This window comes from Clostridium uliginosum (assembly GCF_900112485.1).
GTDB classification, from domain to species: Bacteria; Bacillota; Clostridia; order Clostridiales; family Clostridiaceae; genus Clostridium; species Clostridium uliginosum.
In genome coordinates, this window is sequence record NZ_FOMG01000005.1 from 1 (window position 1) to 11,796 (window position 11,796).

Annotated in this window: 10 protein-coding genes; 1 reads left to right on the plus strand and 9 read right to left on the minus strand. The window is 25.9% G+C overall.

Annotation, left to right across the window (positions count from 1 at the left end; all coding sequences use genetic code 11):
- Positions 1–275: 275 nt before the first annotated feature.
- Positions 276–1,124 carry a TerC/Alx family metal homeostasis membrane protein gene (locus BM027_RS04785; RefSeq protein ID WP_090089290.1) on the minus strand — a complete coding sequence of 283 codons (849 nt, stop codon included), beginning with the start codon at positions 1,122–1,124 and terminating at the stop codon, positions 276–278.
- A gap of 406 nt (positions 1,125–1,530) precedes the next feature.
- On the minus strand, positions 1,531–2,628 hold the full coding sequence (gene ychF / locus BM027_RS04790) for a redox-regulated ATPase YchF (protein ID WP_090089292.1): 1,098 nt from the start codon (positions 2,626–2,628) through the stop codon (positions 1,531–1,533).
- 164 nt (positions 2,629–2,792) lie between these two features.
- On the opposite strand from ychF, the gene pdaA reads away from it, so the two are divergent.
- Positions 2,793–3,662: a delta-lactam-biosynthetic de-N-acetylase gene (pdaA, locus tag BM027_RS04795; protein WP_090089295.1), complete on the plus strand. Its 870-nt coding sequence runs from the start codon at positions 2,793–2,795 to the stop codon at positions 3,660–3,662.
- A gap of 117 nt (positions 3,663–3,779) precedes the next feature.
- Here pdaA and BM027_RS04800 read toward each other — a convergent pair whose 3' ends face one another.
- The 7 genes from BM027_RS04800 to BM027_RS04830 form a co-directional block, all read right to left on the minus strand.
- On the minus strand, positions 3,780–4,433 hold the full coding sequence (locus BM027_RS04800) for a cyclodeaminase/cyclohydrolase family protein (RefSeq protein WP_090089297.1): 654 nt from the start codon (positions 4,431–4,433) through the stop codon (positions 3,780–3,782).
- Positions 4,434–4,459: 26 nt separating this feature from the next.
- Complete coding sequence (locus BM027_RS04805) at positions 4,460–5,695, minus strand: O-antigen ligase family protein (RefSeq protein WP_090089300.1); 1,236 nt, start codon at positions 5,693–5,695, stop codon at positions 4,460–4,462.
- Positions 5,679–6,839 carry a glycosyltransferase gene (locus tag BM027_RS04810; RefSeq protein WP_090089302.1) on the minus strand — a complete coding sequence of 387 codons (1,161 nt, stop codon included), beginning with the start codon at positions 6,837–6,839 and terminating at the stop codon, positions 5,679–5,681. Before BM027_RS04810 ends, BM027_RS04805 begins: the two co-directional genes overlap by 17 nt.
- Before the next feature lie 6 nt (positions 6,840–6,845).
- Positions 6,846–8,129 carry a glycosyltransferase family protein gene (locus tag BM027_RS04815; protein WP_090089304.1) on the minus strand — a complete coding sequence of 428 codons (1,284 nt, stop codon included), beginning with the start codon at positions 8,127–8,129 and terminating at the stop codon, positions 6,846–6,848.
- 8 nt (positions 8,130–8,137) lie between these two features.
- The gene (gene murJ / locus BM027_RS04820; RefSeq protein WP_090089307.1) at positions 8,138–9,667 is read right to left on the minus strand and encodes a murein biosynthesis integral membrane protein MurJ; all 1,530 of its coding nucleotides are present in this window, start codon (positions 9,665–9,667) and stop codon (positions 8,138–8,140) included.
- 4 nt (positions 9,668–9,671) lie between these two features.
- On the minus strand, positions 9,672–10,391 hold the full coding sequence (locus BM027_RS04825; protein ID WP_090089310.1) for a WecB/TagA/CpsF family glycosyltransferase: 720 nt from the start codon (positions 10,389–10,391) through the stop codon (positions 9,672–9,674).
- 64 nt (positions 10,392–10,455) lie between these two features.
- Entirely contained in the window at positions 10,456–11,544 is a 1,089-nt protein-coding gene (locus BM027_RS04830; protein ID WP_090089312.1) for a tetratricopeptide repeat protein, read from the minus strand.
- Between the last annotated feature and the right edge of the window lie 252 nt (positions 11,545–11,796).

The following is an 11,796-nucleotide window of genomic DNA, read 5'->3' on the forward strand; positions in this document are numbered from 1 at the left end:
TACCCATAAAAGATTGCTCCTAATATGCATTAGGACAATCATTTATGGAACAACTTCAAATGAAGAAACTCTAAGCTTATTTTTCAATGCTTCTTCCACAAATGTTATTTCTATTTCTTTTTTGAATATACATCATATCATTAAATGATTTGTATTATGAGACAGACCCTTATTTTTTTCAATGTGCCTTACATTTTTGTTAACTTTAAAATTTCTAGTCACTTCTTATAGCAAATACCTTTTATTTACTTTTATCATATTTCTGTTTACTATTGCTATTTTAAATATCTCATACCCTTTTCATTTTTACTCCCATCAAATATCAAAGATAATAATATACTACTAAGTAAAATAATCATTATAATCAATACAGATATTAAAGCTGATATTTCTATACCAAAATGTATAATTACAAGCTTTATTCCTGTAAACATTAATATGAAGGCTACTCCATACTTCATAAACTTAAACATATTATTCATTTTTGCTAATATATAATACATACTCCTTAGCCCAAGTATTGCAAATATGTTAGATGTATAAATTATAAAGGTATCAGTTGTAATTGAAAAAATAGCTGGTATCGAATCTAATGCAAAAATAACATCTGAAAACTCTATTACTAATAGTGCAACAAATAGTGGCGTAGCATAAATAACTTTATTTTGTCTAATGAAGAAATTATTATTATGAATAGTATTAGTTACTGGTATTATTTTTCTTAGTATCTTAACAGCAAAATTATCATGAAATTGTATATTATGATGTCTAGAAAATAGCATTTTAAAACCGCTAACCAATAATATCACACCAAATACATAAAGTATCCAATGAAATTTACTTACTATTGTTACACCTAATAATATAAATATTAAACGTAATATCATGGCGCCAAGAACTCCATATAGTAATACTCTTTCTTGATATTCAGGGCGTATTCCAAAACTTGAAAATATCATTAAAAATAGAAATAAATTATCTAAGCTTAAAGACATCTCTATTATATATCCACCAAAATATTCAACTGCTGCACTTTCCCCTCTTGTATAAAATACAAATACATTAAACAAGATTGATAATATTATCCAAAAAATTAAATTACGTAATGAACTTTTTGTCTTCATTAATAAAACTCCTTAATAAAACTCTTAAAGTATTTATATTAATTATTTTCAGATTATATCCTTACGTAATAAAAGTTTAGGCACATTAAATAAAAAAATCACGCAATTTCTTGCGTGATTTAATAAATCTAATTAAGACATATTTAAATTAATGACTATTTTTTAAAACAGTGTTGATATTGTTACATATTGTTCAGTGTGCTAAAGAATTGGACTTAAGAACATCTAAATGAGTATAGTCCCATTCCAGCTTGTTCCAAAAGCAAATTTTGGACAAGCAACTAATGTGACAATACTCATTAAGAGTTCTAAAAGTCAAATTCTAATGCACACTTCACAAAAATGTAACAATATCAACACTATATTAAAACAGCATTAAATTAATAAATTTAAAATATAATAATTCCTATACGTTAAATCTAAAATTAACTACATCTCCATCTTTCATTATGTATTCTTTTCCTTCAAGTCTGAACTTTCCTTTTTCTTTAGCTGCTGCTTCTGAACCACATTCAACTAAATCTTCATATCCAACAACTTCTGCTCTTATAAATCCTCTTTCAATATCTGAATGGATTTTACCTGCAGCTGCTGGAGCCTTTGTTCCTTCTTTAATAGTCCAAGCTCTTACTTCTTGAACTCCTGCTGTTAAGAAACTCATAAGTCCTAGTAATTTATATGAAGCTTCAATTAAAGTATCTAGACCTGATTCATTTAAACCATACTCTGTAAGCATTTCTGCTTTTTCTTCATCATCTAATCCAGATAGTTCTTCTTCAATCTTAGCAGAAACAACCATAACACCTGAATTTTCTTGTTTTGCATACTCTTCAACCTTTTTCACATATGCATTATGTGGATCTCCACTCATAACATCATCTTCTGATACATTACATGCATATAATACTGGCTTTGAAGTAATTAAGAATAAACTTTTTATAAATGCATCCTCATCTTCTGTTACTTCTAAAGTTCTAACTGGAAGATTATTCTCTAAATGTTCTTTAACTTTTTCCATTAATGCATATTCTATTTTAGCTGTCTTATCTCCTGATCTTGCAAGCTTTACTGATTTTTCAAGTCTTCTCTCTAAAACTTCTAAATCAGAAAATATTAATTCTAAATTTATAGTTTCTATATCTCTTATAGGATTAACAGAACCTTCTACGTGAACAACATTTCCATCATCAAAACATCTAACAACATGAACGATTGATGAAACTTCTCTAATATGAGATAAAAATTTATTTCCTAAACCTTCACCTTTTGAAGCTCCCTTAACTAATCCTGCTATATCATAAAACTCGATAGCTGTATATATTTTTTTCTTTGTATTATACATCTTTTCTAAAACATCTAATCTCTTATCTGGTACACTAACTACACCCACATTTGGTTCAATTGTACAGAATGGATAATTAGCTGATTCTGCTCCAGCTTTTGTTATTGCATTAAACAATGTGCTTTTACCTACATTCGGTAAACCTACAATTCCTAACTTCATTTATGTACAGTCCTTTCTAACATTTATAATACACCTTTAAAAATTATACTCTAGAATGCCTTTTTTTTCAACTAAGGCATATTAAAGAAAGAAATTACCATGACTAATACTAAATAAAATACTAATACTAATTTATATAAAATTAATGATTGAAGGTGTGCTAAATGAAAATTTTCTATAAAAAGTGGATTTTAACTTTTCTGTTAATTGCATTAGTAATAAATTTTATTTCTATTCCTGCTAATGCAAAATTCAAAGAATTTAAAGAATTTAAAGAAGAGGATATTGAAGAATTTGAAAATGTAAAGATAAAAGATATATTTTCATTATTTTCTAACGATGGAGAACTTAATTGGTATTTTGTTGGTAAAGGTAAGGGAAACATTGCAGAAGGTCCAAAAGAATCTCTATCTTTTCTCAAAGAAAATGATGCATATTTTTTAGGTGATGCATCAAAAAAAATAATATACCTTACTTTTGATGAAGGATATGAAAATGGTAACACAGGTAAAATATTAGATATATTAAAAGAACTTAAAGTGCCTGCAGCATTCTTTGTTGTTAAACCTTATATTGATAAAGAACCAGATTTAATAAAAAGAATGGTGGATGAAGGACATTTAGTATGTAATCATAGTTCTCACCATCCATCAATGGCGCAAATACATGATAAAGAAAAATTTAATTCTGAATTTACACAAGTGGAAGAAGCGTATAAAAATCTTATAGGAAAAGATATGCCAAAATATTTTAGACCACCTATGGGAAAATACTCAAAAGAATCTTTAAGTATGACTAAAGACTTAGGTTATAAATCTATATTTTGGAGCTTTGCATATAAAGATTGGCTAGTTAAAAATCAACCGGCTGAAAGTTATGCTGTGGAAAAAATAACCAATGGAGCTCATCCTGGATGTATAATGCTTCTTCATGCAGTTTCATCTACTAATACTAAAATATTAGAACCTGTTATTAAAAACCTTCAATCACAAGGATATGAGTTTAAATCTTTAGATGAATTTCCATTTGATTAATTTTTAAGGGAAGTCAAAAGTGACTTCCCTTAATTCATATTTCAAAAATAGAGTGTGCCTAAGCTAAACATTTATCATTACACAATAGCTTATCATAAATTAAATATGCCTAATTATTTAAACTTCAGGAAAAATACAAGCATTTACTTTTTTATTTATTAGATCCTTTTTCATTAAAGAATTATTTAATATAGTATTTAATTCATCTTTTATTTGATTAAAAAATTCTTTATCTTCTCTTAAACAATTTAAATTAACTTTTACATTCATTATGGAACTCTCTATAGCACAATGAAGTAATATAGCTGACATTCCTAAATCTGAAAGAAGCATCTTATTTCCATACTTACTCATTACATTTAGGTTTTTATAAAAAGATATTGATTCTCTTGCCAATGTTAAAGGTGGTAACATAGCTTTTTTTGTATTTTCTTTTATTGCTAAGTTTCTTTTTTCTTTATCTTCTTCTGTCTCTTTAGGTAATTTATATGAGTCCATTAAAGCCAAGAACCCATTTCGATCTTCTTCCATAAGTTCTAAACTTCTAGTAGTAAATTTTTTTGATTCCTCTTGAAACTCTTTTATCATAGATTTATCATCTTCATTTAATGATTCATAGCTCTTCTTTCCAATGGTTAATGAATACACCATTGAATTTAATGCCCCCGATAATGCTGCTATTAATCCTGCTACGCTTCCACCACCCGGTGATGGTAAATCTGATGACACATTTTCTAAAAACCCCACAATTGTTTCTTTATAAAACTCCATTTAAATTTCCTCCTTACTTTGCTTACTTAGCTTATATTTTTATTATCTAAAATTGATATCAAATAGCCTAAATATGTCCAAAATATAATAGATATAAAACTTACTATATAAACTAAATTACTTTCAAATAAATTTACAGCTATAATTCCAACAAGCATAGAAGTTATAGTTGTCATTTGAATTTTTTCTTTTCTCTTTAGCTTATCCAACTGCTTTATTATAAATACCATAATGCTTAGTAAAAAAGTAATAATTAATCCTAAAGCAATTACTCCATTAGTAGTTGCAATTTGAACATAAATATTGTGTAGTCCACCGCCTTCAATTCCTGGTAAGTACTCAACTTCTTTTACATCTGTTACGGCTTCTATTAAATCACTACTTCCAACTCCAGTTAAAGGATGCTGTTGTATTACCATACTACCTGATGTCCATAATATATTTCTTCCTGATGTAAATTTATGAAGCCTATCTTCATTAAAAGTAAAACATATGCTTCCTGCAATAATTGGTATTAATATTAAGGCAAATCTAAAATACTTATTTTTATAATACACAAATAAAAATAAGAATATTATCGCAATTATAATTAAATATGAACTTCTACCTTTAGCTTCAATCATAGTTATTGTCTGAATTACTATGTTTAACACTAAAAGCATTTTAACTTTACCACTTTTAGCTCTTAAATTAAGATATACACTCATAGCAATAGCTAATGATGCTGCTATTGCTAATGCATTTTCATTTATAAAAAGCCCATTTGTTGAACCAAATATTATTTCACCTATTTCTATAGTCTTACCTGAAAAACGCATATATAAAGATATTATTGATAATGGAAACATAAATATAGTATAAAAATATGTTATTATGTTAATTTCCTTAATATTTGTTTTTTTATTTTTGAATACATCAATTGTAAATATAGATGTTAATAAAATTAAATTGAATATCCAAACTTTAATATTATCTATATTTCTATAAACAGTTAAATTAAATATTAATGTAATAATAATAAACCCTGCTAAAGGAATATCAAATTTATAAATTTTTCTTGTTTTATATTCATTAAATATCATAAATAATATTAGTAACATACCCCATACTAATGCTATACTATTTAATGTCTTTATTCCTATCTTTATTCCTGGTATATTTGAAAGAATAGTTACAAAACTTATACTAACAAATAAATATAGTAATCTAAAATATAATCTATTGTTTATAAAATTATATATATTTTTAAATATTTCTTTCATATACTTCTTTGTACACCCCTTTTAGCTTCTTAACTAGCACTTCCTCACAGTAGTTAAAAGCAGTCTTATCTCTTATATCATATTTATTATAGCTATTATAATTTTCTTTAATGTATATTAATGCATTAATTAATTCTATCATATTATTTTTTTGAATAATTAATCCATTATCTTCTGTTATAATATCTTCAGCTCCACCATTTTTAGCTCCTATTACTGGTTTGCCACATGCTAAAGCTTCAATATACACTACTCCAAATGTTTCATGTTCTGAAGGAAGAGCAAATGCATCACAATTTTTCATTTCATTTGCAGTCTGAGTCCTCGATAACGCTCCTAAAATAGTTATTTGATCATTAATGCCTAATTCTTTAATAAGTTCCTCTAATGACGATTTAATAGAACCATCTCCACCTATTCTAAGGGTTACATCTTGATTTTTAAATGCTTCTTTAAATGCTTTAATCAAAAGCTCCATACCTTTTCCTTCTTCAAGAAAAGCACAAGAAAAAAAATTAAAATGCTGTTTTTCTTTATATTCTTCTGTTTTATTATCAATATTAAACATTGATAAATCAACCATATTATAAATTACATCTATTGGCTTATTTACATATCCTTGAAGCTCTTTTTTGAGTCCATTTCCAACTGCAATTAAAGAATCTGCACTTTCATAAGCTTTATAAATATACTTTTTATAACTTTCTTTTAAATACTTCGCATATTTTAATGAAGAATGTTCTGTTATTACTAGTGGAATATTGTACTTTTTACTAATGTATGAAGCTGCAATACCACCCCATAAAGCTGAATGCGCATGTATTAAGTCTACTTTTCCTTCATTCTTAACAATATCTTTATATAATTTATCCATCCTTCTATTAAAGCTCTTAAACATAAGCGGATTCTTAGGTAAGTAATTGTAATCTTTGTATCTGTATGTCCTAAGTCCATCTTCTACATTAAAATTAATCTTTCTCTTTTCATTAATTTTCCCAAATAAGGTAATTGGCCAAATTTCATTATAAGCAACAGTAATCTTTTCTCCACTATTTTGAAGTGCTTTAAACTGTTCTTTAAAAAAGCTTCCATGAACCTTATTCTTAGGTGATGAATACCAAGAAGGTATTACCATTATGTGCATAAAAGATCACTTCTCCTCCAATATATTGTTTAACTTCTTGACTATACTGTTCCACTCATACTTATAATCAGGAACTACTTTTATTTCTTTATTTTTGTAATTCTCTATCAATCTATAAATCTTATCTTTTATTTCATATGATGAATTATTACTAGTAATACATTTATCATGATTTTCTACTAAATCTCTAATTGGATCTTTATCATCACCATATATTACAAATACTTTACCATTTGTTCCAAAATAATCATATATCTTAGCTGGTATTTGTTTAGAATTTTTATTACCAAATAACAGTAAAACTTCAGAATTAAGCATATACTTTAAAGCTTCATCAAAAGGTATTCTTGATGAAACACTTGATACTTCTAATTGTTCTAATCTTTTCTTACCTTCAACATCATCTATATTTCCAAAAAACAAAATATTAAGCATATTATAGCTATCTATGTTTTCATTTTTAATTTCTTCAAGTGCCTTAATAAATGGATTTATATCTCTAAGTTTAGAAAATATTTCTCCTGTATAAACCATATTCAGTTTATCATTTTTTATAAGCTTTGGAACTTCTTCTAATGATAATCTTTGATATAAACCTTTATCAAATCCTCTATTTAATATATATGTATATTTAGATTTCTTCTTTGAAAAATTATATCCTTTTATATAATCATTTTTGTTTTCTTCTGTTACAAAAATGAATTTATCTGCTAAATTAACTACATTTTGTTCCATTCTCTTTTCTATTATCTTCTTTAATATAAATGATTTTTGCCTTGTTGAATCTTTAAGCCATGGATCACTCCAATATGTAATCCAAGGTATATTTTTAAACTTCTTTTTTATGTAATAAGCACATAGATGAGAAGATGGTGGTTCATGCATAGAAAATATAACATCAAACTTTTCACTTTGCATTAAATTAATTCCATATTTTGATGCTCTTTTTGCCCATCCATAATACATATCTGGTATTACTATTGAATTTTTTACTTTTCTTAAAATTTTTTTATTTTTTCCAATACTCACATTAACATTATTTTGAGAAGATTTTTTGGGCATTAATTTCTTAAAAATAGGTCCACCATCAATTATGTGACATTTAATTTTAGTGTCCATCATAGAAAATAAATATTCATCATAATATATTGAGTTTTTAGGGAAATTAACTGTTAAAAGATGTACTTCATTCCCATTAATTTCACTCAGCTTATTTAAATACTGTAAAGTTTCAATTGCTGCTGAGTTATTTATTAATGGAGAATAACACGCAATAAATAATATTTTCATATTCCCTCCTATTTTTTAATCTTTCTTAACACTAAATTTTTAACTTCTATAATTTCTTTAATCTTAAACCAATAACACAATGTAACATATACTATAATTCCAAGTATAGTCCCTAAAAATAAAACTACTATCTTAGGCATGCTTTCATTTATAAAACTAATAAAAGCAATGATTGCTATTCCCATTAAAATTGAATTTAATGTTATTATGCTTATCTTTTTGATTATATCTTTAAATTTAAAATTCTTTTCTAGTTTCACAATGCTTCTAAATAATAATAATGAAGTTATTATCATAGCTATAGATGAAGCTAGTGCTACTCCAACTAAGCCTATATATTTTGATAATGTAATACTTAATAATATGTTTATTATTACACCTATAATTCCATTTAAAGTTGTAATTTTAGTTTTTCCCATAGAAAATAAAGTAGAATTTAGGATATCCCTCATTCCAGTAAAAAATATTCCAACTGAATATCCTAATAAAGCTAATGTTGTTAAATTTACTGCATATTCTTTAAATTCTCCTCTTTCATATATAATACTAACAACATTTCTTTTAAAAATTATAAGTCCAATTGTAATTGGTATTAAAAGAAGTGCTAAATATATGATAGATTGTTTTAATACACTTATAAATTCTTTATGATTTCCATTATTCCGAGTATTTGCCATAATAGGATATGCAACACTTGCAATAGAAGTTGTAATTATACTGTTAATAAAAAATATTAATTTTACAGCGTAATTAAGGGCAGAAACTGATCCTACTTCTAATGATGTTGCTATCATTGTATCTACTACCATATTTAAAGAATTTGCTCCTGATGCAATAATAACAGGAATTATTAATATTAAAATAGCTTTTAATCCTTCATCCTTAAAATCAACAAAAAATCTATATCTATATCCATGAGATACTAGTGATGGTACTTGAACTGCTACCCTAAAAAAATTTCCTATTACATTTGCTATAGTTAATCCAATAATATCGTAATTTTTAAAAAATAGTAAATATAAAATCATAGGAAGATTAAAAAACAATCCTAGAATTGAAGGTATAATAAAATCTTCATTTACCTGTAATAATGAAGTAAAACATGCATTAATAGACAAGAATAAAAGATTTATCAACGTAATTCTTGTTAATCTAACTGCTAATATAGTAGTTTCTGTATCGAATCCTTTTCCTAAAGTTGCTACTATTTCTTTTGAAAAGATGCTAGTTACTATAAAAAATACTAATGAAATAATAAATAGTATATTAATTACATTATTTGCAAAGGCATACATATCTTCTTCATTCTTTTTAGCTCTTATTTTACTAAGTATTGGAAGAAACGAAGTTGATATTGCAAGTCCTACAAGCATAAATATTGTTTCTGGAATAGTTACTGCTACATTATATGCATCAGTATAAATACCAGCTCCAAAGCTTTTGCCAATAAGCATATCTCTAACAAATCCTATAACTCTACTTATGCAAGATACTATCATTATTATAAAGGTTGATTTTACTAAACTGTTTGACTTCATTTTATCACCTATTTTTATTTCTATGTTTTAATACTGTTATTAAGAATTTAGGTATTGAAGCAAGCCTAGTAATCCTCCAAGGCTCCTTAACAACTCTATATAGCCATTCTAGCCCTAAACTTATCATCCATTTAGGTGCTCTTTTAGATATTCCTGCAAAAATATCAAAACTACCTCCAACTCCCATAAATATCTTGCATGGCAAAATATTTATATTGTTTTCAATAAAATATTCCTGTCTAGGACATCCCATTGCTACAAAAATAGCCCATGGTTTTTTACATTTTATATCATCAATTATATCTTTACAATTTTCTAAATCAAAAAATCCATTATGTATTCCAACTAGATTTAAGTTTGGAAATTCGAGTTTAATGTTTTGTGAACATTTTTGTACAACCTCTTCCTTTGCACCCAAAAGATAAATAGACTTTTTTTCTGAATTCGCTTTTTTTAAGAGATCTTTCATAACATCTATCCCTGCAATCTTTTGCTCAACAGGTTTCTTTAATATTTTAGAGGCAAGAACGGTTCCAACTCCATCTGGTATTATAATAGAGTGTTCACTATTAAAACTCTTTTTAAGCAAGGAATCATTTAATCCATTAAATAGAATTTCTGGATTTCCAGATATAATATTTACTTTTTCAAAATTTCCTATATATTTTATTAATTCATCTTTGTTTTTATTAAAAACTTTAAAATCAAGTATTTCTGTAAACATAATTTCTCCTATACTAAGGTATCTTCAATCAAACTAACTAATCAATATGTTAATCTATTATATATTATCCTAACAAAGTCTTATCTAATTCTTTTACAATTTCATCTTCTGGCTTTAACTTTTTAGCAATTTCTAAATGAATTTTTGCTTCTTGATCATTACCTAAATTCATATAACACATTACAATATTAGTGCAAATCTCAACATCTTTTGACGCTTCAAATGCCTTTTTAAAATACTTTATTGCATCTTGATAATTTCCAAGACAAGCATAATTTATTCCTAACTCGTTAACTACCTCAAGTATACCCGACTCAATTGTTAAACTTTCATTTAAATAATATATTGCCTTTTCATAGTTTTCTAAATTTCTATATCCAATAGCTAAATAATAATAAAGAAGTGGATTTTTTTCAAATTGCTCAGTTAATGGCAATAATATTTCAATCGCTTTTTCCGGCTCTTCATTTAAAATTTCAATAGCCTTTTCATACTGACTTATATTATTAATATCATTAATTATTTGCTCTATTTCACCTGTTTTGCTTCCACCTTTATTTAAATATTCATTTATTTCAGCTTGAGCATTTATATAATCTCCCTTATCTCTTAGTATTAAAGCATTATAAAGATATGGTTCAGGCATTTTATTAAACTTAGATTTACACTCTTCAATATCTTCTAATAAGATTTCATCAAAACTCGAATTTTTTTCTCTTATTGATTCTCCAGTTAATAATAAATTTTTTAATATCTCTTCTTCTCTATTATATCTGTACAATCCTTTTAATAATATATATGCATCCTCTAATTTATCTTCCTTTACTCTATTTGCTATAAGACTTTTAATACACTCTTCAGAATTTGGGATGTATGTTAAAACAATTCCATAATCTTCATTATACTTAAGTTTTTCATCGCAACCAAATACAATAAACATACCTTCAATAAAATAATAAATCGGTAAATTGTGTATTTTGATTTCATTATTCGCATTTGAAGCAATATATTCAGAGCTTATTGGCATATATAAATCTTTATTATGAAAAGTTACATATTCTGGAACTTTAATATTTTTCTTAAATCCCTCTTTATCCATTTCTAGGAATAAAATTTTACTTAATTTGTCTTTATACATTGTTTTATAATTCATTGTTATTATTGCACCACCTAAACTTAACTTCTTAACTTCTTAACTTCTTAACTTCTTAACTTCTTAACTTCTTAACTTCTTAACTTCTTAACTTCTTAACTTCTTAACTTCTTAACTTCTAGTAATTATAGCCTTATTCCATAATTAATGATAGATTAAATTTTAAAAAACTATCATATTAAGATTTTCATGCTTTCACATATACAAACAAATTGCTATCACCATTAAGATGATAGCATTGATAAAAACTTT

Coding starts and splice junctions, on each gene's coding strand:
- BM027_RS04825 (WP_090089310.1), bottom strand. CDS start 10,391: ATGTTTACAGAAATACTTGATTTTAAAGTTTTTAATAAAAACAAAGAT.
- BM027_RS04805 (WP_090089300.1), bottom strand. CDS start 5,695: ATGAAAGAAATATTTAAAAATATATATAATTTTATAAACAATAGATTA.
- BM027_RS04785 (WP_090089290.1), bottom strand. CDS start 1,124: ATGAAGACAAAAAGTTCATTACGTAATTTAATTTTTTGGATAATATTA.
- BM027_RS04800 (WP_090089297.1), bottom strand. CDS start 4,433: ATGGAGTTTTATAAAGAAACAATTGTGGGGTTTTTAGAAAATGTGTCA.
- ychF (WP_090089292.1), bottom strand. CDS start 2,628: ATGAAGTTAGGAATTGTAGGTTTACCGAATGTAGGTAAAAGCACATTG.
- BM027_RS04810 (WP_090089302.1), bottom strand. CDS start 6,839: ATGCACATAATGGTAATACCTTCTTGGTATTCATCACCTAAGAATAAG.
- BM027_RS04815 (WP_090089304.1), bottom strand. CDS start 8,129: ATGAAAATATTATTTATTGCGTGTTATTCTCCATTAATAAATAACTCA.
- BM027_RS04830 (WP_090089312.1), bottom strand. CDS start 11,544: ATGAATTATAAAACAATGTATAAAGACAAATTAAGTAAAATTTTATTC.
- pdaA (WP_090089295.1), top strand. CDS start 2,793: ATGAAAATTTTCTATAAAAAGTGGATTTTAACTTTTCTGTTAATTGCA.
- murJ (WP_090089307.1), bottom strand. CDS start 9,667: ATGAAGTCAAACAGTTTAGTAAAATCAACCTTTATAATAATGATAGTA.